This window comes from Neobacillus vireti (assembly GCF_036962345.1).
In the GTDB taxonomy this organism is placed as follows: Bacteria; Bacillota; Bacilli; order Bacillales; family Cytobacillaceae; genus Neobacillus; species Neobacillus vireti_A.
The window spans coordinates 1-26362 of sequence record NZ_JBALNB010000012.1; the positions used below are offsets into that span (position 1 = coordinate 1).

The following is a 26362-nucleotide window of genomic DNA, read 5'->3' on the forward strand; positions in this document are numbered from 1 at the left end:
CCAGAACCGTCCCCATGGTTTCTAAAAAGCAACAAAGTTTAGGAAAAGAGCTTAATACTAAGAAAATCTTAAGATTTACATATAGCGTTTGTTAAGATTTCATGGGTATTATGAATCTAGAAGAGAAAAAGGGACAATTGGAGAGTGAAAATTCATGAACATATTGGTTTGTGATGATGATAAAGCCATTGTGGATGCGATTGGAATTTACTTAGAGAATGAAGGCTATCAAGTATTCAAAGCCTTTGACGGAATAGAGGCCATCGAAATCATCGGTGAGAAGGATATTCAGCTCATTATCATGGATATTATGATGCCTCGGATGGATGGAATACGAGCCACCATGAAAATCCGGGAAGACAATAAAATCCCATTGATTATGCTTTCTGCCAAATCGGAGGATTACGACAAAATCTTAGGATTAAATATCGGAGCGGATGACTACATAACGAAGCCTTTTAATCCACTAGAGCTAATCGCAAGAGTTAAATCGCAGCTGCGACGGTATACCACATTTGGAGGCGCTGAGACCAAGACCAATGTGTATCAAACAGGGGGGCTCGTCATCGATGATGAAACGAAAACCATTACGGTTGATGGGGAGACCGTTCACCTTACACCGGTGCAATATAAGATTTTAAAGCTATTGGCTGCAAACGCCGGAAGAGTTTTTTCGATAGAGGAGATTTATGAAAAGGTATGGAATGAAACGGCCTTTAGCCCGGAGAATACGGTATCTGTTCATATTAGAAAAATTCGAGAGAAAATAGAAATCAATCCGAAAGAGCCAAAATATTTGAAGGTGGTGTGGGGAGTTGGATATAAAGTTGAAAAAATATAGCCACTTATTGATAACAAAGATCATTGTTTTTATGATTATGATTCTTTGTTTTACGGGTGTCATCAAAGCATTTGTTGAGGTAGAAGTAGTTAATGATGGTAATTTTAGTATTGTCTTTGAAGACGATTACCTTTCTAGCAGGGCATTTGTCCAGGAAGGTGAAAATATTGTGGGCGACCTAACAAGACTGCTTGGGGAATTTAAGAATGAAGAGCATATTATTAATGGCGGGACCATCAGTGAGGCAGAGTTAAGAAGTGAAGAAGAAATCCTATTTGAAGATTATCAATTTGTTTCCAAAAGTTACAATCCTAATTTAAGTGTAGAGGAAAACTATAAAAAGTTTCAAGAAGAATATGCAGATAAAATCGATCAGGAAAGAAATAAGCTGATTAAGAATGATTTAAGAGATTTTCATTTAACGCTTCAAAATCTAGATGAGGTCCAGGGACCACTGTATTATGCTAGTGATGGCGTGAATGTCTATACGAACACCACGAAGACAGAAAAAGAACAGTTCAAAACCTATCCTTCTTATATGATATTTGAGGATTATAAAAGAGAGATTTATCCAAAAGAATTAGAAGAGAATCAATATGTAGATCGGAATACTGAAAGAGTTGATGTGTTGGACCCAGAAAGCAATGTTGTTTATGTTGCTTTTACGGAGAAGTTTCTAAACTCTAAGATAAAAGAATGGAAAGAGAATAAAGAACTTGTCTCGAAGAGCTTTTATCTTTTACTCGTATGTTTGGCAGGGTTTATCGTTTCATTTATATATCTTGTCCTTGTTATAGGAAGAAAGTCATTTAAGGATAATGAACTGCACCTGCTTGCAGGAGATAAACTATACAATGATATGAATATAGTTATTTTTATTAGCCTGCTATCACTTTGGGTTATCTTGATAGAAGACTTATTTGAAAATGTCGATAAAGTGATTGTTCCGGTCACCCTGCCAATCGCCATTCTAGGATTTCTACTCGTTCTATCACTTGTGAAGCAACTCAAAAATAGAACGTTTTTTACAAATACATTAATTTATACAATCATCCATAAAGTGGTTCAGTTTATAGGAGAGGTATATAGGAGCGGAAATGTTGCGGTAAAGACTGTCTTACTCGTCATCGGATATCCACTATTGGTGGCGGCAACGTTTTTCATGTTTCCGGTCACCCTGGGAATTGCAGCTTGGTTTGCTTTTAAGCGGGTTAAGAGGTTTACGGCGATCCAGGAAGGGGTGGAGCGAATAAAGGATGGCGATATTCTGCATACCATCCATGTAGAGGGAAAGGGAGAGTTTGCAAAACTTGCTTCCAATATCAACAGCATCACAGATGGTCTGAAAGCCGCCGTTAACAGTGAACTCAAAAGCGAGCGATTAAAAACCGAACTCATCACCAATGTGTCTCATGACATTCGCACACCACTTACTTCGATTATTACCTATGTCGATCTTTTGAAAAAAGAAAAGGATCCATCAAAGGTAGAACAATATATCGAGGTGCTGGACCAAAAATCGAAGAGGCTAAAGGTTTTAACAGATGATTTATTTGATGCAGCGAAGGCTTCCAGTGGGAACATTCCGGTTCAATTTGAGCGAATTGATATCATTTCATTAATCTCCCAAGGGCTAGGGGAAGTGAGTGATAAAATTGAAGATTTGGGTTTAGAATTTAGGTTCAAACATCCAAAGGAGAAGGTATATGTAACAGCCGATGGAAAATTACTATGGAGGTCCATCGAAAACGTATTATCGAATATATTCAAATATGCTCTCAATGGGTCAAGGGTTTACATCGATATAGAAGATGCTGGGAGCGAAATCCTTCTCACCTTTAAAAACATTTCAGCCTATGAGTTAAATATCTCCGCAGACGAATTAATGGAGCGTTTTAAAAGAGGAGATGAATCCAGATCTAGTACAGGAAGCGGGTTAGGGCTATCCATTGCCAAGAGCCTCATCGAAATCCAAAGAGGGCAATTTACCATTGAAGTGGATGGAGATTTGTTTAAGTCGATGATTTCTTTGCAAAAGGCGGTCCTATCACGGTCTTCTTAAAAAGCACATCCATGATACGAAAAATGGGGGAGACACATGGATCTGTCTCCCTCCTATTATTTTGTCTTACTCTTTAACGGTTTGCTTTTCTAATGAGGATTTAAAAAAGGCGATACCTAAACAAAAATTATCGGAAAGTCGCCTTTGATAGTTGATTTCATTTATTTTATACTTCGGCCCATGGCTGGCGAACTGTCCTTACCCTTTCTCGAGAACGGATGGCCTTTTCCATCATAAGACCAAGATATTGATCTTGTGATGCCTCAGGAAGGCTATAAAAGCTTGGACCACCAGCGATATATTCTTTCATTTTTTTTAAGCATGAAGCGATGGCGATTTCATCATCATAGAGCCTTGCAGGAGTAAAAGGATTCCGATAAAGCCATCGTTCTCCTGCCATGATTCCATCCAGATAGTACCCTTCTTGATTTTCCTCTTCACCTCTGTTAATCCGCTTTAAATCTAAGTAAACAGGTGTTGAATAGTCTGCCAATACTGTCAAACGGTTATCGAATATTTCCCCCCTGTCTCCACGAACGGACAAATGATTGGAACGAATCCATGAACGATGCTGGTCCTTTGTAAAATCATATATTCCCAGCTTTTGATCAAAGTCCAGCCAAACCAAGTCTCGCTCAGCTATAATGATCTTTTCTTCCCTTGGCGATCCGCTGCGATCCGGGCCAGCCACTATTGGCGCTTCAAATCTCATTCCCATAATGCTTGCATCCTCAAAGCCAATTCCGAGCATTTTCCTCATCAAGCTTACGCCATGATAAAAATGGGAAATCGAAACCGTTGCTTGTGAGACATTTCCTAAACTTCCTGATTGAATAATGGAAAGTCTCGCTTGCTGTACGGGATGTAAATGATACTGTTCTGCGACTTGTACTTTAGCCCCTCTGCAAGTGAGATCTTCATGCAGGGTTACTAATTCCTCTACTGATTGAGCTGGAGGAGTTTCAGCTAATACAGGGATACCAAGCTCTCCCAATTGAAGCAAATAGACAGGTATAGCTGATCCACTAACGGATACGACCACAAAGTCCGGGTTTTCATTTTCCAAGAGTTGAGCCACATTTCGGTAAGTTGTAACATTCCACTTTTTTTCTAAAAGGTTCCCCTTATCTTCGTCCCTGACCACCATTCCGCATACACGGAATTGCTCAGGAAGAGCCTGAGCTATTCTTAGATAATATTGAGCCCGAAAACTAGCGCCGCCAATAATACTGAATGAAATCATCGATCCTTTCCTCCAACCTTTTTTTGTCAGCCAAACAGGTATTACTTGAAAGTTAAAAACGCTTCACATATACTTAGTTTATATAATGAACAAACAAAGTTCAATACAATAATCCTTTTAGGATTCACGGATGTATTGTTCTATCAATTAGTAGATGGAGGGTTGAAAATGAAGAAAAAGGTAGTTATAACAGGTGGAAGTGGTCTACTTGGCCGAGAGGTCATCAAAGAATTTTTGGAACATGGTTATGAAGTCGTTAATGCAGATATGAAGTATCCAAAGGAAGCACTATGTAGAACAGTCATAACAGACTTAACAAATCTTGGTGAAGTGTATGGGGTATTAGCAGGTGCTGATGCTGTTATCCATCTTGCAGCGATTCCGGTTGCCTATTCCCATCCAAACGAAGTGACCTTTCAAAATAATGTCATGTCCACTTATAACATTTTAGAAGCGGCGGGGAATTTAGGAATTAAAAAAGCGGTAATCTCTTCAAGTGAGTCGTCGTATGGTATTTGTTTTTCAAAGCAAAATTTAAAACCACAATATGTACCAATAGATGAGGATCACCCGCAATTGCCGGAAGAAAGCTATGGTTTATCTAAGATTGTCAATGAGAAAACTGCTGATATGATCCACCGCAGAACGGGAATGCAGGTAGTCTCATTCAGGTTAGGAAATGTCATTGCCCCTGAAATGTATCAGAATTTCCCTGGATTCATTCATAATCCTGAGCAGCGAAAAACGATTTTGTGGAGTTATATTGATACACGGGATGCGGCGACTGCTTATCGATTGGCCGTTGAAACCGACGGACTTGGCTCTGTTGCCCTAAATATCGGGGCGGACGAAACAAGTATGGATATTGAGAGCAAACAACTAATGGAAATATGCTATCCGGATGTTAAAGATTTTAGAAAAGAACTATCAGGCTTTGAGCCGCTGTTAAACAATGAGAAGGCTAAGAAACTTCTAAATTGGAAGCCTATTCATAAATGGAGAAATTACGTAAATCTAAAATTATTAAAAGGAGAGACAAACAACTTTGAGTAGTCTACAAAGTACAACCACATTACACAACGGTGTAAATATGCCGTGGCTGGGCTTAGGTGTCTTTAAGGTCGAAGACGGACAGGAAGTAGTGAATTCAGTAAAGACTGCTCTTGAAGTTGGTTACAGAAGCATTGATACTGCCGCCATTTACGGAAATGAAGAAGGAGTCGGCAAAGCGATTGCTGAATCTGGTGTACCTAGAGAAGAACTATTTATTACCACAAAAGTCTGGAACGCTAATCATGGCTATGAAGCTGCTCTTGCTGCTTTTGATGTAAGTATGGAGAAACTAGGGTTAGACTATTTAGATCTGTATTTAATTCACTGGCCTCTTCCTTCTCAAGGAAAACTTGTAGAAACATGGAAAGCGCTTGAGAAGCTTTATAAGGATGGACGTGTTCGTGCTATAGGTGTAAGTAATTTTAACATTCATCACCTTGAAGAGATTATCGCAAACTGTGAAATAATACCGATGGTAAATCAGGTAGAATATCATCCACGATTTAATCAAAGGGAAGTGCATGATTTTTGTAAAAAGCACGGCATCCAGCTTGAAGCCTGGTCTCCATTAATGCAAGGCGGCCTGCTGGAAGAACCAACTTTGGTTGAAATTGCAAAAAAATACAATAAATCAACGGCCCAGGTCATTATCCGCTGGGATATACAAACGGGAGTAGTGACAATTCCAAAATCAGTAAAGGCTCACCGAATTGCAGAAAATGCAGATGTCTTTGATTTTGAACTTTCACAAGAGGATATGGATAAAATTAATGAGCTCAATCAGGACCAACGTATGTTTGCTGATCCTGATGATTTTAATAGAATATGACAGAGTGACAGGGGGACGGTTCTGGTGGCTTTTTAAGCCATCAGAACCGTCCCCCTGGTTTGTTTTTGGTTTATGCAATCGAACATGCCTGCAATGTATGGCTAGGAAGAGTTTTATTCATCTTTTCTTGAATAAATTGAGCCGCTTCCAGTAATTTGTCGGTTTGTATATTTGTTTGGATCCCCATTCCATTTAGCATATAAAGCAAATCATCTGTTGCTAAATTTCCAGATGCACCTGGAGCGTAAGGGCAGCCGCCAAGTCCTCCTAGTGAACTATCAAACTTTGTTATCCCCATTTCGAGTGATGACAGTACATTTGCCATGGCAGTTCCTCTTGTATCATGAAAATGCATGGCCAATTTATCTGCGGGAAAGCGTCTTAATAAGGTATCTAACACCTTTTGAACTTGTAAAGGGGTGGCAACGCCTATTGTATCGCCAAGAGACAATTCTCTAACTCCCATTTCAAATAGCGTTTCAGATATTCTTATCACATTTTCAATGCTTACCTGCCCCTCATACGGACAGCCAAAGACTGTTGATACATACCCTCGAACGGACTTCCCGGCAGCAATTGATTCTTTTGCCACCTCTTGTAAAATAGGAAATGTTTGTTCAATCGATTTATTAATGTTCTTTTGATTATGTGTTTCTGAAGCAGACATAAATATAGATGCTTCATCAATATTCGCTTCCAATGCCCGTTCTAGCCCTCTATGGTTCGGAACAAGTGCAGCATATGTAACTCCAGGAACACGCTCAATATTCCTAACGACTTCCTCCGCATCTTTTAAGGCAGGAATCCACTTTGGATTTACGAAGGAAGTGACTTCGATATATTTTAATCCAGTATGAGACAACTGATTAATCCATTTGATTTTATCCTCAGTTGATACAAATTCTTTCTCATTTTGGAGCCCGTCACGCGGGCCAACCTCGATAATCTCAACTGTTTCTGGGTAGTTTTTATCAAGAATAGAGTTAAGCAATTTATCTCCCCCTATATTACAGACCAAACAAAGTCATCATAATCCACGTAGACCCGTAAAATACCATGAATTGAACTCCAGATCCTATTCCTAGAATACGATTTAATAGTCCCCCTACTGTTGCCATCGTAAAGGTAAGAACAATCCCAACTAATCCAGCTTCATAGAATGCGAGTAAACATGCTAATCCTATAAACATACCAATGATCGCTTCCTGGCTAATCTTGTTCATTACAAAGATCGTCGCCTTACGGGCATAATTCATTGAAAAAGGGTAAGCAATAAGTGCTGCTACAACTAAACCGATAGCTCCATATAATAAAAACTCCGAAGGACTTAAAAATGAATGAAGGTTATTCACCGGATCACTCGAAAAAACTGGCGGTGCATTAAATAATGGTGAAGCTGGTCCAAGAGCAACAGGACTTAATGGAAGTCCAAATGCCACTAAAGGAATAAGTGCCTCTGCTATATACGTTGATTCCGTTACACCATTCATAACACTCAAACTAGAGGTGGACTTTTTATAAGCCCCTTTTGTACGTGCTGCTGTGATTTCTCCCATTAAAGACGTCATCCCAACTGGACTGAAGACAAAAGTTAATGAAGAGAGAAATGTAGCCCCTGATGTAAATGCTGTTTGTCTGCGTGTTAAAATGCGGAAAGGATTTGGAAAATATCCAGACCAAGCTTTTGTCTCTGGCGCTAAATGATATTCTTTCGGTTTAGGTTTCTCTAAGGTGTGTCGTGAACTAGACGATAAAGCAATAAGAAGGTCTGAAAACATCGGTCCAATCGCTATACCTAAAAAGAAACTAATGGATAAATGCTTTTCGAGAATACTGAAACTAAATGTATCGAGTCCCTTTATAAAAAAGGCGAGTGGAATAATCATCAAGACGCTAACCCATTTACCTTTTGAGAAGAACGCAATAATAACGGCAGCAATTGTAAAAATTAATCCCGTATAGGTTTTGAAAAATTCCCCGAATTGACCAAGAAATTGTCCTAAAAGAATTGCCGTTGGAAGAGCAATAAAAGCTCCAATTACCCCTCCAGATATCATTTTTCTTAATGCAATATGCGGCATTCCAAGTCTTTTCAAGACGGAGGCGTGCTCCATTAATGGGACAGCCATTGTGTCACCAGGAATACCCATTAAGGCTGTTGGAACAGCATGTGTTAAATGCTTAGCCAACACCGCTGCAAGGAAAAAGGCAAGGACTGCTGCTGGAGGAGCACCGAGTAGAATCACTATTAATGTAAATGGAACCATTATTGCCGTTTCATCCGTACCGGAAATTAATCCGATTAATGCGAAGAGTACTGCACCAATAATAGCTGCTATGATGGCAATCATTAATGTAGTCATTTATCTGTACCCTCCGCTGCTTTTTTAAATTTGCCTAGTATACCAAGTTCCTCCATCTCTTGTTTGGTAACCGGATCATTCATAATAAGTTCATACTCTTCACGAGGATCTATTTGTAGATCTCTAAATATTTCTTTCATATCTTCTTCACTTGCTTCTTCCTCTGTCAAAATCCTGTTGGGTTTAAATAAGGTTGCACAAAGGATAAGACAGATTACACTTCCTCCAATACCAAGCAATAAAGAATAAGAATTCACCATCTTTTCTTGTGCTAGTGCTGGGAATATCTTTTGACCCAAAAGGTAACCGCCTAAAGCAAAAGTGATATTTAGTATAACAGTCACAATTAGCTGGAAAGGGAGAACTGTATCTCCCAATATTTCTAGATAACTCTTTTGTTTTCTAGCATTCTCTTGTAAATGCGATTCAATGTTATTATCTTTTCTTACAGCATTAAGAGCCACTGACAACTCCCCTTTGTAATTGTTTGGTTAATTCTAAAATGCGGTCATATCGGAAATCCTTTTCTTTTACAGCCTGGCTAACAACCTGATCAATTTCGTCACCAGCAGCCCCAGCCATTACTGCTAAATTACGTGCATGCAAAGTCATATGTCCTCGTTGAATTCCTTCTGTTGCAAGAGCACGTAAACCTGCAAGATTTTGAGCTAGTCCAGTAGCCGCAATACAGCCTGCTAACTCTTCAGCAGTATTAATATTTAAAACTTTCAGGCCGACACGAGCAACCGGATGTGTCTTTGTGGCACCTCCAATAATTCCAACAGCCATAGGGAGTTCAATAGATCCTACTAAATCTCCATCTTCATTAATTTCATATTTTGTCAATGAACGATATCGTCCAGTTGTTGTTGCATAAGCATGAGCTCCAGCTTCAACAGCTCTTGTATCGTTACCAGTAGCTAAAACAACAGCTGAAATACCATTCATAATCCCCTTGTTATGAGTGGCAGCACGATAAGGATCTGTATCAGCAAACTCGTATGCGTTTACAATATCACGAACTACGTCTTTACCACCTAATGCTTCAGCAGAGAAAACTGCACGTGCTCTTGCTAATCTACGATCTGCAAGATTAGAAATAATACGTAAAATAACGCGCCCGGAAGTAATAGTTTCAACCATCGGTGCAATTGCTTCAGCCATTGTATTAACAGCATTCGCGCCCATTGCATCTTTTGTATCAACAAACAAGTTGAGTATTAACATCGTTTGAGTAGCAGTTTCTATCACATTCACTTCAATATCTTTAGCGCCCCCGCCAAAAGAAACTAAAGTTGGATCTTGTGCATTACATTTTTCTAGAATCTCAGACTTTTTTTCATAGATTCTTATTTTTGCAGCATGTGGATCTTTAACATCGACTACTTGAATCTGGCCTCTCATAATTGACCCGCTTAAAGAAGTAAAGAATCCGCCTTTGTTGTAAGCAATTCTAGCTGCATTACTGGCAGCCGCTACTACAGAAGGCTCTTCAGTTGCCATCGGAATAAACGTATCTTTTCCGTTTATTTTAAAGTTTGTTGCAATTCCTACTGGTATAGGAATGATACCTACAACGTTTTCAATCATCGCATCAGCAGTGCTCATAGGGAATGCCGTCGCACCATATAAAATATCCTTTTCCTCATTACTTAAGTTACATTGCTCTGCAATAATACTAAGTCTTTCTTCAACAGGTAAACGATAAAAACCAGAAATACGACTATTCAATTTACATTCCTCCTATTAAACTATGTAAAATTAAATTCAACAAAGTTGAATACAAGGAAATCTTACAATAATTTCTCAAGAATGTAAATAATAATTATTTTCAGAATAATAAATAGCTATAAATAGGATTTTCCCTCCTTTTATAGCTAGCATAACTAAATTGAACTTGGCTCAATAAAGATGGATAACACCTTGGCTTCTTTCCTATCTACAGGCAGGAAAACATGTGGGACTGTTCCATTAAAATAGGCACTGTCACCTTCTTCTAAAAGATAGTTTTCTCCATCATACGAGAGATAAATGGATCCAGATAGAACTAAGATAAACTCATCTTCTAAATGAGTGTATGGACCTTCTTCCGATGAATCTGGGAGAACGGTTGCGATGATAGGTTCAATTTTACTAAGTTGAGGACGATTTGCGAGCGTCTCATATAAATATCCCATTTCTTTATTGCCCACTTTTGATGTACGGCTTTTGCTAGGAGATATAATTAGGTTTTCCTCTTTATCTTCCCCGAGTACCCATGATAACGATACTTCTAATTCTTTCGTTATTTTGGATAGAGTTGCGATTGCTGAAGCTGTTTGTCCATGTTCAATTTTTGAAATTAAACTCTTTGTTAATCCACATTTATCTGCCAATTCTTGTTGAGTAAATTTCTTTTTCAATCTTGCCTCTTTTATACGTTTTCCAATGTGTCCTATATTACTAATTATGAACATCCCCTTTATTTAAAGTGTTATTAGTCTCATTCAACAATGTTTAATATCATTCAACATTTTAACATAATTTTTAAAAATTTGACATGGGGTGACATGGGGGACGGTTCTGGTGGCTTTTTAAGCCATCAGAACCGTCCCCTTGGTTTTCCTTGGTTTTCAAGTTTAAGAATTTCTTAAGGATTCTATCAATCTTTTCTTAGGTTTTTGTTTGTATAGTGAGAGTAGAAAAGTTGCTGCAGGAACTGGTGAGGAGGGTAAGAATGATGGAAAGAAAGGTTTATATTCTTTTAACAAATACAGGTTCCTTTTTAACAAAGTTGATTAAGCTCTATACGAAAAAACCATATAATCATGCCTCGATAGCATTTGATTACGAGTTGTCAGAGGTATATAGTTTCGGGAGAAAAACAGCCAGAAATCCTTTTATTGGGGGTTTTGTGAAAGAAGATGTTCTAACAGGTTTATTTACACATGCAGACTGTGCTATTTATTCCTTTACCGTAACTGAAGATCAATTGCGAAAGATGTATCAGTATATAGAAGCAATCGAAGCTCGAAAGAAACAGTATCGTTATAATTTTTTAGGATTAATCGGTGTTATGTTTAATACCCCAATAGATAGAAAAAAAGCTTTTTTCTGTTCTCAATTTGTTGCGTCGTTACTAAAAGACTGTGACACCCTTCATTTTGACAAGCCCCTCTCTCTAATCGCACCCTATGACTTGCAGCAGGTACCCAACTTTCAATTCGAGTATGAAGGAAAGCTAAGGGATTATCCTTTTAAAAATAAAGGTGCCGGGCACCATCCAGATACGGCATTTAGACCTTTTCAGTGGGGGAATTTGTTAGGCAGATAAACAGAGGAAAAATGCAGGTAAAATGAAATCTATGCAGGTAAGTGAGTGAGGTTCGCAGGTGAGGAACACATTTGGGCAGGTAGAGAGTTGTTTAATAATAATGGGTAACTAAAAAACAGCTTCCGAGTCAGAGTCTATATTTAATTTCGAGTAAAAATTCAATATATAGGGATTTTGAATACCTACGCCTGTCCTTTTAAACGTTAGGTTTAGGTGCCTGAATTTGTTAGGCAGATAAACAAAGGAAAAATGTAGGTAAAATGAAATCTGTGCAGGTAAGTGATTAAAATTTGCAGGTGAGGAACATATTTAGGCAGGAAGAGAGGTTTTTGATAAAAATGGTACCTTCAAAAACACACCAGAATTAAGAAATTACGTATAATTTCGAGTGTAATATCCATATAGAGGAAAAATAGATACTCAAGCTTGGTCACATCTTGGCTTTTTCAGAGTTGGATATGGGTGCCTGAATTTGTTAGGCAGATAAACAAAGGAAAAATGCAGGTAAAATGAAATCTGTGCAGGTAAGTGAATAAAGTTCGCAAGTAAGGAACATATTTTGGCAGGTAGAGAAATTTTTGACAAAAAGTAAGAAACTACGATTAATTTTGAACAATAATTTTCCCCCCTAACTTCCAAAGACCTAAAGGTTTTATAGTATATTATTTCCAATTCTGGTAGAATAGGTATATTGTAGATTTGGGACAAAGGTCATGTTAGAGGGGGAAAATTAAAGTGTCTAATTTTTTTATGTTGTTGATGTTTTTATTTATTATTGTGATCATCTTAGGTCTAATTAAACCTTCCTTGGTTAAAATGGAGTCAGGGAAAAGTGTAGTAATTAGAGGAGTTTTCGTATTTATCATTCCTTTCATTCTGTTGGGGTGTACAGCACCTGAACAAACTGATGAGGTGTCTGAACAAAAAACTGAACAATCAACGGACGATAAAAAGGAGGAAGCTGCACGTTTAGAAGCAGAGAAAAAGGATAAAGAGGAGAAAGAAAAGGCTGAGGCGGAAGCGCAAAAAGCAAAGGAACTAGAAGAACAAAAGAAAATTGAAGAACAAAAGGCTAGGGAATTAGAGGAACAAAAGAAAAAAGAAGAGGAGCTGGCAAAGCAGCAAGCCGCAGCTGAAGAAGAAAAAAGAAAAGCTGAAGCAGCAGCAGCCTTGAAAGCACAGGAGGAAGCTGCAGCTCAGGCAGCCACCGCTAATACAGAAGCAAACAATACCACAGTGGTAAGTTTTCAAAACTGTACGGAATTGAGAAAGGTCCATCCCAATGGCGTTCCTTCAACACACCCAGCGTATGAACCTAAACATGATAGAGATAAAGATAATTTTGCGTGTGAACGATAGAAATATGAAAGGATAGTTGGCCGGCCATTATGTCAACTATCCTTTTTTATGCCAAAAGTTATTTCTTTCATAACCCGTACGGTTAAAGATTTAATCATTCAGCATTTAAAATGGGACATCGCTTCTGGTTGTTTTTCCACCCATCCACGCTTCGTCAAAGCTAGCAACCCTGTCCTTCGGTTATAATAGGTCCTAAACAAAAATGGAAAAAAGTACGGCTTAACCCATCTTGGATTAAGCCGTACATTTTTAATTTCTAATACACAACCACTGGCTGATGAACACTAAGATTATCATAAACAGCTTTCATGACGTTAGGCGTTACGTTTACACATCCGCCGGATCCACCTGTTAGATAAGCGGTACTGCTCCAGTTTGTCCGCCAGCCGGCATCGTGGAAGCCTTGGCCGCTGTTTGTGAAGGGTGCCCAATAACTTACTGGAACGGAATAATCGGCTTTGCCGACGGCACTGCCCTTCAGTGTATAAGGTGTTCGTTTGAATAAGATATACCACACTCCTGGTGATGTATCTTCCCCGGTGCTGCGCTTGCCGGTAACGACATTTGATGTCAGGACTAATTTTCCGTCTTTGTAGAGCCAAATACGCTGTTCGGCAATTGAAACTTCTGCATAAGTATCCCCAATGCCGTTGTTTGCTGTGGTTTCATAGCCATAGCCCTCACCACTCCAGCCATTTCCCTGAATATTGGAAGCGGAAAGAGTTGTTTCTCCATTTTCAAATGCTGCTTGAATCTGGGCTGCTTCTTTCTCCACATCCAGCGCCCAGCCATATCCTTGCCCTTTCACAGAAATAATCGAACCGGAATGGGTCTTGAAGCTGAAATCTTTACCCAGTGTGGACTGAGCTTCATTAATTTCGGTGATTTTACTGTTAATCGTGCTTGGGTCGATTGAAACCTTTAAATCCTCAGAAATCGTTGCGTTTTTGATGAGTTCGCTGCCACTTAATGTATGAACTTTATCCTGTACTTTATACTCAACCGTATGTTGAAGGAGTGTCTGCAGTTTTTGCTTTTCATTTTTTACCTTCTCACTGTCTTCGTTGAGTGCAAGCAAATAGGTAGGTTTTAGACGAATTTCACTACGATATCCCTGCTTTTCGTATTCTTCCATGATACTAGCGACATCATATTGTGTCCCGTCAACACTTTTCGAGACAACGATATCTCCTTCTACCAATGACACATGTGCATCAACAGGAGCTGTTAAACTCTGATTCATGGTGGTGAGCTTTTGTTCTAGTTCAGTTTTAAGCGTCTCGCTGCGATATTGGTCCTGCTGGCCAGACACTAAGGTATACTCTTTTTCTTTAAAAGTGGGAAAGAATGACCATTGGTCTTTTAAATGTTGTTTTATTCCCGGCAGGTCATCATTTGTGAATCCCATCTCCGTATCTTTTCCATCTACAATTAGTTGCTCACCCAGGTAAATATCATTTTTTAAAAGTGATGCTTGTAATTTTTTTAAAGCCTTGCCAGCACTCATGCCGCCGACCTCGACCCCATTTATCTTTATGTTAGCGTTAAAGTGTGTGGCTTGATAAAAGCTGACGGCGGCAAGAATAAGTGCAATGGTACTTACCGTGATTATCTTCCAATTTTTAAACCATTTCTGTGTATAAAGATCTGCATCAATGGTTTGTTGTGCGGTGCTGCCCATACAAATTACCCCCAAATCCTACGACATTCTTATTAATATAGGTTATTACTACCACATTCTACCAAAAATCTGCGAGGAAGTTTGTCGATATTTGTAGGTTGTCGAGGTTTTATTTGTAAACCAAAACCCTCTTTGGACCTATTTAACCAAAACAATCAATATCGGTAATACAAAAAAGGACAATAGGGTTGTCCAAAGTATCGTTTTGGTTAACACCTTTGGTGAGGCATTGAATTTTTCAGCTAGAATGCCGGCGTTGATCGCAACGGGCATACAGGATAATACTAATAGCGTAGAGAACATAATGCCTTCAATGTTTAATAGAGTTAAGCACAATAAAGCAATGAGTGGTGCGATCAATAATCTCATGCTCATGCCTGTCCAGAAGGTAACGCGTGTATTCCTAGTAATACTTTCTGTTTTCACATTGGCCATTTGTGCGCCTAAAATCGCTAGTACAATGGGCGGGTAAGAGTCTGCAATCATGGAAATGCCGGTGGAGAGACCGCCTGGCAGTGTTAAATCAAACGTGCGTAACACGATGGCTAGCAATACCGCATAAATAGCAGGCAGGGCAAACACCGATTTCATCGCATTTTTTACTGTAAAGTGAGAGCGTGCTGCAAAGAAGATTCCTAATGTATGCATCATGATCATCTGCATAACGATGTAGATGGCTGCCTTTTCAAGCCCCAGCTGACCAAAAGCAAGCAAGGTTAGTGGGATTCCATAGTTGACCGAATTGGTAAAGGAGGAAATTAGGGTTAACCCAGCTATATCATTGGCAGGCAGTTTGAGCAGTTTGCCGAAAAGGTTGGCTGCAACCGCAAGTAAAATCAGATTTAACAGGGAATAGGCAACAGTCAAATAGACATCCTCTCGTGATAATCGCGCCTCCATTAAGGTATCAAAAATCAAGAACGGCGTTATGTAATATAAGACAAAGTTTAAAAGCGGCTTGATTTCCAGCTTCCCAAACCGGCTTAGCAAGACTCCTGCTATCACAGGCAAAGCAAGCGGGACAATCACATCAAAAAGTGTGGCGAAAATTTCTCCTAACATATAAAACTTCCTCTCTAAATATCAAACTACCATCACCCGAAAGGGAAAGACAAAATGGGCATGCCTTCGGATTGATATTTATTATATATTAATCGATTTTTCTTTCCACACCTTCACGCCTATTTTATGAAATAGTTTAGATCAACTCAGGCGGTTGATGTATTTAATAATACTGAAAAACTGCAAAATTAGAATTTTTGAAGGTTAATAGCAGTGGAAGGCAAAGCCCCTTTCATCCTATTGGAAAGGGGCTTTTTTAGTATAAATCAAAAGTATTGGTACTGTGGGAACAAACGCAGAAATTGCCGTCTGTGATAGTGATTATCTGTCCATCGCTTCTGGTTGTTTTTCCATCCAACCATGTTTAACCATAATATTGAAAGAAATTGCACCTGCCTCCATCGCATGGGTAAATACTTTACTATAGGTTACGATGAGATCCGACCTTAGGCTGGAACCTAATGAAGCGCCATAATAAGTAAGAGCTGCATTTACTAAAAAAGCAGCGTGAAACATGATCAATTTATCAGAAAATGGACTTACTGTTGAATCTGTGATCTCGTCATCCCATTTCGCAGGTATTGGTAAACGATCCTGTTGCAAGATAGCGTCAAAGCTTTCGGCATCTTTCCCTGCTAATTTAACGTTTTTCAACATAAAATTCCGAACATCTTCACGTACCGCCACCTGACTAAAAGCCAAACTTAACGACGTGATAAATCCAGTTTTCGTCGAATTAAAGAAAAGAGTGCTGATTTCGGAACTATTTAGTGGTCTTTTGTCTCCGATTAAATTGGAAATGAATCCTGGAGATTCCATAAACTTTGCCCCATGAGGTGATGGTATGGAGGGGACACTTGTATATTTTGGCTGGTTTTTAGACAATTCTACAATTTTTTGGAACAGCTCCTTAGATGATGCCGTACAGTCAAAGAAGTAATTTTGAATGTCTTGTCGCTCCGTGTTTGAAATAGCTAAGCTATAAGCTGTTAGCCCATGTATGGTCATAATATACGAGTAAAAAAGTAGAAATTGGTCAGAAAACAGACGTGGGGCATTCACATTCACATCATTATCTGTAAATCCGATAGGGATTTGGAAATTAGCACTTTTTAGGAAATCGGTAATTTTTGAAATATGGCTCTCAGCTAACTGCAAGGCGTATTCTAAAATGGGTTTTATCTCTTTGTTCTCAACAATCGTAAGAAAATATTTGTACACACATATTGCCATACTATCACCCATATACTGCAGCCAAAGGGCCGAAACTTCTGCAGCAGTTAAGGTGGTTGCCTTGGTTTTATTAAATAATCCCAAAGGAAATACCTCCAATTTTTTCATTTGTTATTCTGAGATTATTTTATGGTAATGGCAATGAAGTATACAGAAAAGCATGAGAAACTTTTGAGCTTATTATTTGGCAGTATTAACTCGGAATAAAATTTATTGGCGGGTTGAATAGTAATGAAGTAAAAGACAAAAGGAGGAATTGCTAGTATGTCATTAAAAACTATGCGATTATATAATATTCTTATGGTCATATTAGCGTTGTCGACATTACCTTTTCTTGGAAGGCGTAATATCAAGAGGTATTTTCCTGCAGCCATCCTTGTTCTAATCATACACTCCATTGAAGCTATATTTGGAAAACAACGTAAATGGTGGGTTTTCTATAGAAATTCCCATTCCTATCTTTCAGGGGAATTCCCTTTTCATATCGGACCATTTTTAGTTGGTGCAATGTGGATTTTAAAATGGACATATGGGGATTTTAAACGTTTTATCACTTTAAACGCAATTGTAGGTGCTATATTTGCTTTTCCTATTATGAAGGTACTTAAAAAACTAAAAATAGTGGCATTATTTCGTATAAATCATTTTCAATTTTTTCTACATATCTTTTATAAAGCAATTTTTCTATATGGGTTCCAATTCTATTTCGAAAATAGAAGAAAATAATGAATACGGCGAGATAAAAAAACCTGTCTTTGTACAACTCTCGACAATCCTTGCAGCTAGCTCATATATAGTGATAGTCCTTGATACTAAAGGGTTTATCCCAAAACTAATCAAGTGTTTGATTAGTTTTTTTCGTAATAAATCCACGGTAGTGCCATGGTATACGGAGGATTACAATCGCAGACAGTTTTATACATTGAAAATGGAATACGATTTGCTTTCCCGACTTAGAAATGGTCGTTTCTAAATACACTCCATCTTTTGTTGCGCAAATTACAAATATACCTGAGAGTAAACTCATTCAATGTGCTGAATGGATCGGCACATCCCAAAAAACCATTTCGAACCTTTTGCAAGGTGTTTATCAGAGCAACATATTAAGGAAATGGCGGAGTTTTTATGAAAAATATTTTTGTATTAGGCATTGTATGCAGAAGGAAAGCCATCTGAAGTCTGACAATAAAAAAATGGATTATAAATAATTTCGATAAACTAAAAATCAGTTTCTCCAAAATGTAAACAAAAGTTGATATTAAATTTATCTTCGATTAGTAAGATCATATTCGAAAGAGACTAAAGGAGGTTTACATTTTTGAGAAAACTGTTATTTCCAATTACAGATTGGGTTTCAACAAAACGAGGGATGTGGATTACGATTATCGCTTGGCTAGTCCTGATGGTCGGATTAAGTGCGGGACCAAGGCTTGGTGACTATAAAGTAACGAATTTTCAATCGCTCCCTGATGAAGCACAATCTTTATTAGCTGAAAAGAAGACAGAAGAGATATTTCCAAATGAGCAAGGGACACCAGGAATCCTTGTATTCCATAATGAAAATGGCAACATCAGTACCGATGAGGTCACACAAATACTAAATGGAATAGTAGAAGAAGATATTAAAGGAATTGAGAATATCCTTGATATAAGCGCACTTCCACCTCAAGCGTTAACGGGCTTTATTTCCGAGGATGGTTCAACGATGATTGTTCCGATGGAATTAGAGCAGGGGCTTGGTAATAGCCAATATGCCGAAATCAATGATAAGGCTTCTGAGATAGGCAATAAGATCGCAGATGGATTTGAAAATATTTCCTTTTATATCACTGGTCCGGCTGGAATTGCTGGGGACACACTCAAGCTTTTTGAACAAGCGGACTTTGTGTTATTACTTGCTACAATCGTTATTATTTTAGTATTACTTATTGTGATTTACCGCTCACCGTTACTTGCGTTCATCCCTCTGCTTGCAACAGTTATTGTCTATCAGGTTGTGAATCAAAGTGTTGCATTACTAGGGGCGGGCGGGTTAGAAATCAATAACTCAACAACCTCCATTATGAGTATTTTACTTTTTGCTGCAGTGATTGATTATTCACTATTTGTATTCTCCCGTTACCGTGAGGAGCTTAACAAGGTTGAAAGCAAATATGAAGCAATGAAACTTGCAATGCGTGCAACTGGGGAACCTGTATTTTTTGCTGGAGGCACGGTGTTAGCGGCGATGTTAGTCTTATTCTTCGCTAATTTCCGTGATTATCAAAACTTTGCTCCAATTTTCGGTCTTGCCATGTTCTTCATCATGTTAGCATCGATCACATTGGTGCCTGCTTTATTTACGCTATTTGGTCGCAGAGCATTTTGGCCGAAAGTTCCAAAGTACGGCCAAGAAAAAGAAGTAAAACACGGAATTTGGGGACCTATTGCGAAGTTTGTGGTGAATAAACCAGGTATATCCGGAGGGATTGTTGGTATTTTTCTTGTCATTACTGCTTTAAATGTGTTTAATCTTGATTTTGAATTTGATACTGTCAAAAAGTTTCCTGAGGATTTACCGTCTCGAGTTGGATATGAAATTGTAGAGACAAGATATGACAAAGGGGAACTAGCACCTACAACATTGTTAATCGAAAGTGATGAAGCTTTAGTAGAAGAAGACGTAACTGCTATTACCGGAAAACTACAAGAATATAAAGAAATTACATCTGTACGATTGACTGCACAATCTGAGGACTCTAAGGCTATAAAGCTTAGTGTTGTGTTAGCAATGAATCCATATTCTACGGAAGCTATGGATATGATACAAGATTTACGTGAAGAATCACCAAAACTATTAAAGGACGCTTCTATATCCGGCGAAGCATACTTTAGCGGAGTAACTGCAAAGCTAGTAGATGAACGAGATGTGAATACGAAGGATATTTTTACCATTGTCGCACTTGAAACATTACTAATCCTAATTCTCTTATTCGCCCTGACTCGTTCCATTAAAATGCCTATTTATATGATGGCGACCATTTTACTTTCCTATGTATCTGCTATGGGTCTTGGCATTTTTCTAGTTGATATCTTGTTTGGTTATGAAGCATTAAGTACTCGTGTACCTGTCTACGCTTTCATCTTCTTAGTGGCGTTAGGGATTGATTATAATATTATCCTTGCCTCTAGATTCATAGAAGAGCGGAAGACGCACCGAGTTAAAGATGCTCTTGAAATTGCAATCCGGAATACCGGTGGTGTCATTTCATCGGCGGGTATCATTCTAGCGGCAACTTTTGCAGCGTTGACTACGATGCCAATTGCTGACCTTTTCGTATTTGGTTTTATGGTTGCAATTGGAATCTTAATTGATACTTTCCTAGTTCGGGGGATGCTTCTACCAGCTTTAATCCTACTATTTGAAAAAGACAGGCAAGTCTCCCATAATGGACAGTAAAAAAGGATACAAAGGACTTCCTATCCTTTGTATTCTCCTTTTAGGAGGTTCCTATAATGAAGATGAAGATTCTTGTTGTAGATGATGATGTATATATTCAACAGCTTGTATCTATCCACTTAAGTCGAGAAGGCTATCAAGTATATAGAGCGAATCATGCTGAAGAAGCCTTAAATCTGTTGGAAGAAAAAACTGTTGATTTAGCAATTGTCGATGTCATGATGCCAGGAATGGATGGGTATGAATTGACAAAGACATTATCAACTGACTACGATCTCCCCGTTATCCTGCTGACTGCCAAAGGGCAGATTGATGACAAAGAACAAGGCTTCTTAGCTGGTTCAGAGGACTATATCGTGAAGCCATTTGAGGTAAAGGAACTTCTATTTCGTGTTGCCGTAGTGTTAAGGCGCGTCGAACGTGCCATGGAAACGGTTATAAAGGTGGGAAATCTCACCATCGATCGGAAAAACTTTGAATTAATGATCAATCAAGAAACAGTCCTTCCACCACTAAAGGAATTTGAATTATTAAGTTTATTAGCTTCACGCGCAAATAAGATTACACCTAGAGCCTTTTTAGTCGAACAAGTATGGGGAGTTGATTATGAAGGCGGAGAACAAACTCTTAATACTCATATAAACCGAATCAGAGATCGTTTAAAAAAATATGATGCATCGGTGGAAATTCAAACGGTTCGAGGGATTGGCTATAAGCTTGAGGTAACCAAATGAGAACTTTATATCAAAAGTTCATTGTTGCAACGCTATTGATTTTAATAATAAGTGTCACGATTGGGATGATATTAGCCAATTTTATTTACATGTCTTCTACCAAGCAGAAGATGGATCAGCAAAATGTAGAGATCGCCCAAACCATTACATTAAACCTTGAGAGTATGCATTCTGATCATTCTTCCTTAGAGCCTTTCTTAGAATCGATTGGTAATCTTGGGTATCAAATATATGTGGTAAACGAATCTGGGGAAGAGGCTTATTTTGGCAAGCCTTTTACAAAGACAGAACTTCCTATAGAAGCCAAGAAGGTAGTCTTGGAAAAAGAAATCTACCATGGTATGAGCCACTTTTCCAATAAGTTTTTAATGATGGGACATTTCTCAAATGATGTTAAGAATACGGTAGGTGTGCCATTCACCATGAGTGGGGAGGAATATGGTTTATTCCTACGTCCCAATAATAAACTGCTCTTTTCTGATATTCATATGATTTTAGCATGGTTTTTTGTAGCAGTTACAGTTGTTAGCATTAGTGGGGTAATCCTGTTTGCAAAGCATCTCATCAAACCGATTACAAGGTTAACAGAAGCGACCAGAGAGATTACTCGTGAGAATTTTCTTTATCCGTTAAAGATTGATCGTAATGATGAGCTTGGCCAATTAGCAGAAAGCTTTAACAACATGCAGAGGCAGTTGCAACATAATGATGAAGCTCGAAAATCCTTTATCAATAATGTGTCACATGACTTTCAATCTCCACTAATGAATATTCGGGGGTATGCTGAGCTTCTACTGTCACAAAACGTAAATGAACACGAATTAAACGAGTACCTGCAGGTTATTGATCATGAATCAAAGCGACTTTCCAATCTAACTAAGCAGCTATTGGTATTAACCTCACTTGATCAGAAAGCATATCCGATGATGATATCAGAGGTGCAATTGGATGAACAGATAAAACAAACCATCCGCAGGTATCAATGGCGACTACAGGAAAAGGAAATTGAAGTTTCTTATAAACTGTCACCTATTCGGATGAAGGTTGATGTCGAACTGATAAGCAACGTCTGGGACAACTTGATAACGAATGCGATAAAGTATAATGCTCATGGAGGGAATATTTGGATAAGTTTATCTAAAAGTGAAGCCTTCATCACGATCATTGTGAAAGATTCCGGAATCGGGATGTCTAAGAAAGACGTGACCCAAATTTTCGAACGTTTTTACCGTGTAGATTCATCTAGAAAAAGTGACGGTACAGGGCTAGGCTTATCGATTGTTAAACAGATTATTGACCTGCATGGAGGAGAAATAAAGGTTGATAGTGAGGTTGGCGTGGGAACAACCTTCACAATCATACTTCCAAATAAAGAAAGAAAATTGGAGGAATAAATAGATGGAACAAACTTGGAGTTTAAGGCTCATTCGTTTTTCAGCGATATTCGGAATAATCGGTACTTTTATTGGTTCTCAAATGTCAGGAAGTATGGATTATTCATTGAGACCCATTCATGCTCATATTCTATTAGTAGGATGGCTTTCGGTATTCGCTTGGGGAATTTTTTATAAGGTGTATAAGATTAAATACAAAAGACTTGTAGCAATTCACAGTATCCTTGGAATGCTGGGTGCTGCAGGTTTGACCGTAGGAATGTGGATGTACAATCTAAATCCATTCAATCTTAATGAAACCTTTGTCATGGTGTTCTTTATCGTGGGTGGAAGCTTACTTTTACTAGCTTTCTTATTATTCGTGCTTATCACCTTTCTAGTTGATAAACAGGAAAATTAAAATTTAATTGGTATTCCAAAAGCAATCGACTTAAAAATGCCGTGAAGGCTGACAAATCACCATTCCTGCAATCCTAACCTTGCCTGCTTTGATGTATTTGTCAAATTAATAAAACCTATAAGGCCCTTCACTCTTCTTCAATAGATTTTTGGTCCATAAGGGGGAATTCTTGAGTAAGGAATAACATTTGACCAAGCATAAAAATCAGGGAACTTCAAATGAAGTTCCCTGATTTTTTGATTTTGATGGAAATGTAATTGACATATAAAATAGCTCACGGAAACGATGGTTTTTCAGCGGTTTCGGACGGTTCTGGTGGTCAAAAGTTTACTAAAAATAAACCATGAGAACCGTCCCTTTGGCACCCCACTAAAGGATTTATCGCCTAACTAATCAAGTGTTTGATTAGTTTTTTTCTTGTATAAAGCTGTCTTAGATTGTAACAAATTGGTGAAGGAGAATTAGGGTAGAATACTAGAAACACTCCATTGCATGTCCAGAGTTAGGCAGGTATAATGGTTTTTATATGAAATTTTCGAATATTGTATTATTTGATGATTCTGACGAAAGAAGGAATCAGTCTCTATTTATGTATATCTACTGTGTAGATACATGGGGTCTCTTCATAAAACTATTATTTCTACAACAAGGGGTGCTAAAAGGATGAATCAATTTACTTTAGGTAGTTTAATAAGAAAGAATGCAGTCCAATATCCTCAAAATGAAGTATTTGTTTCTGAGAATCATCGATATACCTATCAAGAAGCAAATCAAGAGGTAAATCGGATTGTCAACTGGCTGGAAGCGAAGGGAATTCAACATGGTGACCGTGTGGCGATTCTATCGGAAAATAAAGTTTCTTACGGCCTATTTATTTTTGCCATTGCGAAAATGGGTGCTATTTTTGTACCTATTAATATTCGATTAAACAACAGTGAGATTGATTATATATTGAAAGATTGCTCCCCTAAATTAATGTTAACTAGTGAATTGTTGTACGGGAATGCACAAACCAGTGCCAATAACTGTAATGTTCCACTCTATCTTGATACAACTATATTGGAGGAAAGCGGGAATTTCCCTTCACGAGAACCTGACTGTAAAGTGATGACTTCCGATATTTTTACCATCAAGTATACGAGCGGAACCACTGGGTTTCCTAAAGGATGTATCGCGACTCATCAAAATTGGCTGTGGAATGATAATAATATTAACGCTTTTATTAAAAATGGACCGGAAGACAGCTATATTGCGTTACTTCCACTTTTCCATGTAGCAGGGTTTGGGGCATTCCTTACTCATATCCATTATGGTGGAAAAGTAGTTTTCCCATCTGCGAAATTTGATGCCGAAGAAGCCTATCAACTGATTGAAAGAGAAAAGGTCTCTACTATGTTTATCCTCGAACCTCTATTAAGTAGATTCCTATATTCGGATTTTTATGATGTGAAAAAGGTTGAATCACTTAAGAATCTGTTGTCAATGGCTGGGGTTGTTTCTTCTAAAATTGTTACGGATATCAATAACAAGCTTCGTTGCACCTATTTTGGTATTTACGGTTCCACTGAAGCAAGCAGTATTGTAACCGCGATTCACTATAAGGAAGATATGGAAAACTTTAAATCATATGGTTATTTACTGCCAAACTTTGACGGAAAAATCGATAACATCAGCAATGACCCCGATGAGGAAATTGGTGAGCTTTTACTTCGCGGCCCTTCCATGATTCAAGGTTATTGGAATAAAGAAGAGGCAACAAAAGAGTTGTTGGACGGAGGCTGGATTCATACCGGCGACGTATTCCGAAGATCGGCAGATGGAACGCTTGAGATGGTCGACCGGAAAAGGTACTTAATAAAGACAGGCGGAGAAAACGTTTATCCAAATGAAGTAGAAGCGGTTTTGAGGGAGCATCCGCAAATTGGAGATGTCGCCGTCATTGGAATTCCTGATCCAACCTGGGGTGAGGCCATAAAAGCATTCGTCGTAATAGCCCCTGATGCTGCCATTGATGGTGAACAGATTACCAAATGGTGCCGAGACAAGTTAACAGGTTTTAAAATACCAAAGTATTATGAAATGATTAATGAAATTCCAAGAAACCACTCTGGAAAAATATTAAAGCATGAATTACAGGCCATCGGATAGGCTATTTCGTAACGATTGTTGTGAAAATCCTAAAGCCGATTTTAACGTGGCAATAGTTATTTTGTGCCTTTGAATTTAGTATGCAAGCTCTTTTCTTATTAAAATTCATCTGTTTTTTTTCGAAAACACAGGACAATTATTAATTTTTGTTATAAAAAGCAACAAAGTTTAAGAAAAGAGCCATAGGGTAAAAGGAGAGAAAAATGGAGAAATCACTAGAATACATCCTTTATGAAAAAAAGAATAACATAGCCATTATTAAATTGAATCGACCGGAAGTTTTAAATGCAATCAACCTCCAATTATTTTCTGAATTGGAGCATGTTGTAGACGTGATTGAAAATGACCCAGAAATCAGAGCCGTGATCTTAACAGGTGCGGGAGATAAAGCGTTTGTTGCAGGCGGGGATATCGCCATGATGAAAGAAATGACACTTATGGAAGGTGAAAAATTTGTTTATGCCGGTCAAGCCTTTTTAAACAGATTGGAAAACAGCCGTAAAATTGTCATTGCTGCCTTAAATGGATTTACATTAGGCGGCGGGTTGGAAATTGCGTTGGCTTGTGATCTCCGTATTGCAGCAGAGCATGTCCAGTTGGGATTACCGGAAGTAACGGTAGGTGTTTATCCTGGCTGGGGAGGTACGCAGCGATTGGCCCGGCTTGTTGGGGTAGGGATTGCCAAACAGTTAGTTTTTACCGGTGACAGGATTCCTGCGACTGAGGCCAAACAATTAGGTATCGTCAATAAGGTTGTACCAAAGGATCAGTTAATGGAAGAAAGTTTGGCTTTAGCAGAACGGATTTTAAAAAATAGCCCGATTGCCGTTATGCAAGCAAAAAAAGCACTCAATCACGGCGTTGATCTTGCTCTGGAGAAGGCTTTAACATTAGAAGCCGAGGCATGGCTGGTTAACTTCGCCACAGAGGACCGCGTCGAAGGATTACGTGCCTTTTTAGATAGAGAAAAACCGAATTATAAGGGTAGATAACCGAATGCGCCAAAAGCTAACGGAAAGGGGAAAATGATATCCCTTTTCGTTAGCTTTTTTTATGACCGAGGGTGACCAAGGGGACGGTTCTGGTGGTTTTTTGCCAAGCTGTCGTGAAAATAGTATGAATTACAACTAAAATATAATTTCAATAAATATAATTTATATTTAAAACTTTATTTTTATATTATATAATCAAACTATCAATCTACAAGC

The 26362-nt window shown here is 38.3% G+C and carries 22 protein-coding genes; 13 read left to right on the forward strand and 9 right to left on the reverse strand.

Features of this window, described 5'->3' with window-relative positions:
• The first annotated feature begins 154 nt into the window (after positions 1-154).
• Together V7108_RS14600 and V7108_RS14605 are read left to right on the forward strand one after the other, a co-directional pair.
• Positions 155-841 carry a response regulator transcription factor gene (locus tag V7108_RS14600; protein WP_335568611.1) on the forward strand — a complete coding sequence of 229 codons (687 nt, stop codon included), beginning with the start codon at positions 155-157 and terminating at the stop codon, positions 839-841.
• Complete coding sequence (locus tag V7108_RS14605) at positions 816-2903, forward strand: HAMP domain-containing sensor histidine kinase (protein ID WP_335568612.1); 2088 nt, start codon at positions 816-818, stop codon at positions 2901-2903. The genes V7108_RS14600 and V7108_RS14605 overlap by 26 nt, the downstream gene beginning before the upstream one ends.
• Before the next feature lie 166 nt (positions 2904-3069).
• Here the strand turns inward: V7108_RS14605 and V7108_RS14610 are convergent, their stop codons facing one another.
• On the reverse strand, positions 3070-4146 hold the full coding sequence (locus V7108_RS14610; RefSeq protein ID WP_335568613.1) for a Gfo/Idh/MocA family protein: 1077 nt from the start codon (positions 4144-4146) through the stop codon (positions 3070-3072).
• Between the two features lie 168 nt (positions 4147-4314).
• Here V7108_RS14610 and V7108_RS14615 point away from each other — a divergent pair, with 168 nt between their 5' ends.
• Together V7108_RS14615 and V7108_RS14620 are read left to right on the forward strand one after the other, a co-directional pair.
• Positions 4315-5199 (forward strand): NAD-dependent epimerase/dehydratase family protein, encoded by an 885-nt coding sequence (locus V7108_RS14615; RefSeq protein WP_335568614.1) that lies wholly within the window; start codon positions 4315-4317, stop codon positions 5197-5199.
• Positions 5200-5236: 37 nt separating this feature from the next.
• Positions 5237-6028: an aldo/keto reductase gene (locus V7108_RS14620; RefSeq protein ID WP_335568885.1), complete on the forward strand. Its 792-nt coding sequence runs from the start codon at positions 5237-5239 to the stop codon at positions 6026-6028.
• Positions 6029-6098: 70 nt separating this feature from the next.
• Here the strand turns inward: V7108_RS14620 and V7108_RS14625 are convergent, their stop codons facing one another.
• The 5 genes from V7108_RS14625 to V7108_RS14645 all read right to left on the reverse strand — a co-directional run bounded on the left by V7108_RS14625 (position 6099) and on the right by V7108_RS14645 (position 10847).
• On the reverse strand, positions 6099-7019 hold the full coding sequence (locus tag V7108_RS14625; protein WP_335568615.1) for a hydroxymethylglutaryl-CoA lyase: 921 nt from the start codon (positions 7017-7019) through the stop codon (positions 6099-6101).
• A 16-nt stretch (positions 7020-7035) separates the two neighbouring features.
• Positions 7036-8391 (reverse strand): tripartite tricarboxylate transporter permease, encoded by a 1356-nt coding sequence (locus tag V7108_RS14630; RefSeq protein WP_335509735.1) that lies wholly within the window; start codon positions 8389-8391, stop codon positions 7036-7038.
• Positions 8388-8855 carry a hypothetical protein gene (locus tag V7108_RS14635; RefSeq protein ID WP_335568616.1) on the reverse strand — a complete coding sequence of 156 codons (468 nt, stop codon included), beginning with the start codon at positions 8853-8855 and terminating at the stop codon, positions 8388-8390. Before V7108_RS14635 ends, V7108_RS14630 begins: the two co-directional genes overlap by 4 nt.
• Complete coding sequence (locus V7108_RS14640; RefSeq protein ID WP_335568617.1) at positions 8845-10122, reverse strand: hydroxymethylglutaryl-CoA reductase, degradative; 1278 nt, start codon at positions 10120-10122, stop codon at positions 8845-8847. The genes V7108_RS14635 and V7108_RS14640 overlap by 11 nt, the downstream gene beginning before the upstream one ends.
• Positions 10123-10277: 155 nt before the next feature.
• Positions 10278-10847 (reverse strand): helix-turn-helix domain-containing protein, encoded by a 570-nt coding sequence (locus V7108_RS14645; protein ID WP_335568618.1) that lies wholly within the window; start codon positions 10845-10847, stop codon positions 10278-10280.
• Positions 10848-11107: 260 nt separating this feature from the next.
• Here V7108_RS14645 and V7108_RS14650 point away from each other — a divergent pair, with 260 nt between their 5' ends.
• A complete protein-coding gene (locus V7108_RS14650; RefSeq protein WP_335568619.1) occupies positions 11108-11704 on the forward strand; it encodes a hypothetical protein in 597 nt (198 codons plus the stop codon).
• A gap of 735 nt (positions 11705-12439) precedes the next feature.
• A complete protein-coding gene (locus tag V7108_RS14655) occupies positions 12440-13063 on the forward strand; it encodes an excalibur calcium-binding domain-containing protein (protein WP_335568620.1) in 624 nt (207 codons plus the stop codon).
• A 256-nt stretch (positions 13064-13319) separates the two neighbouring features.
• Here V7108_RS14655 and V7108_RS14660 read toward each other — a convergent pair whose 3' ends face one another.
• The 3 genes from V7108_RS14660 to V7108_RS14670 all read right to left on the reverse strand — a co-directional run bounded on the left by V7108_RS14660 (position 13320) and on the right by V7108_RS14670 (position 17123).
• Complete coding sequence (locus V7108_RS14660) at positions 13320-14744, reverse strand: L,D-transpeptidase family protein (protein WP_335568621.1); 1425 nt, start codon at positions 14742-14744, stop codon at positions 13320-13322.
• Between the two features lie 138 nt (positions 14745-14882).
• Complete coding sequence (locus tag V7108_RS14665) at positions 14883-15806, reverse strand: AEC family transporter (RefSeq protein WP_335568622.1); 924 nt, start codon at positions 15804-15806, stop codon at positions 14883-14885.
• Positions 15807-16127: 321 nt separating this feature from the next.
• Positions 16128-17123: a DUF3231 family protein gene (locus V7108_RS14670; protein ID WP_335568623.1), complete on the reverse strand. Its 996-nt coding sequence runs from the start codon at positions 17121-17123 to the stop codon at positions 16128-16130.
• A 180-nt stretch (positions 17124-17303) separates the two neighbouring features.
• On the opposite strand from V7108_RS14670, the gene V7108_RS14675 reads away from it, so the two are divergent.
• The 7 genes from V7108_RS14675 (at position 17304) to V7108_RS14705 (ending at position 26146) form a co-directional block, all read left to right on the forward strand.
• Positions 17304-17765, forward strand: coding sequence for a hypothetical protein (locus tag V7108_RS14675; protein ID WP_335515213.1), 462 nt, complete (start codon positions 17304-17306; stop codon positions 17763-17765).
• A 592-nt stretch (positions 17766-18357) separates the two neighbouring features.
• Entirely contained in the window at positions 18358-20478 is a 2121-nt protein-coding gene (locus V7108_RS14680; RefSeq protein WP_335568624.1) for an MMPL family transporter, read from the forward strand.
• 62 nt (positions 20479-20540) lie between these two features.
• The gene (locus tag V7108_RS14685) at positions 20541-21212 is read left to right on the forward strand and encodes a response regulator transcription factor (RefSeq protein WP_335515229.1); all 672 of its coding nucleotides are present in this window, start codon (positions 20541-20543) and stop codon (positions 21210-21212) included.
• Complete coding sequence (locus tag V7108_RS14690; protein ID WP_335568625.1) at positions 21209-22606, forward strand: sensor histidine kinase; 1398 nt, start codon at positions 21209-21211, stop codon at positions 22604-22606. The genes V7108_RS14685 and V7108_RS14690 overlap by 4 nt, the downstream gene beginning before the upstream one ends.
• A gap of 4 nt (positions 22607-22610) precedes the next feature.
• Positions 22611-23006, forward strand: coding sequence for a hypothetical protein (locus tag V7108_RS14695; protein WP_335515204.1), 396 nt, complete (start codon positions 22611-22613; stop codon positions 23004-23006).
• Positions 23007-23669: 663 nt separating this feature from the next.
• Positions 23670-25154, forward strand: a complete 1485-nt coding sequence (locus tag V7108_RS14700; protein ID WP_335568626.1) for a class I adenylate-forming enzyme family protein — start codon at positions 23670-23672, stop codon at positions 25152-25154.
• Positions 25155-25357: 203 nt separating this feature from the next.
• Complete coding sequence (locus tag V7108_RS14705) at positions 25358-26146, forward strand: enoyl-CoA hydratase/isomerase family protein (RefSeq protein ID WP_335568627.1); 789 nt, start codon at positions 25358-25360, stop codon at positions 26144-26146.
• Positions 26147-26362 lie beyond the last annotated feature (216 nt).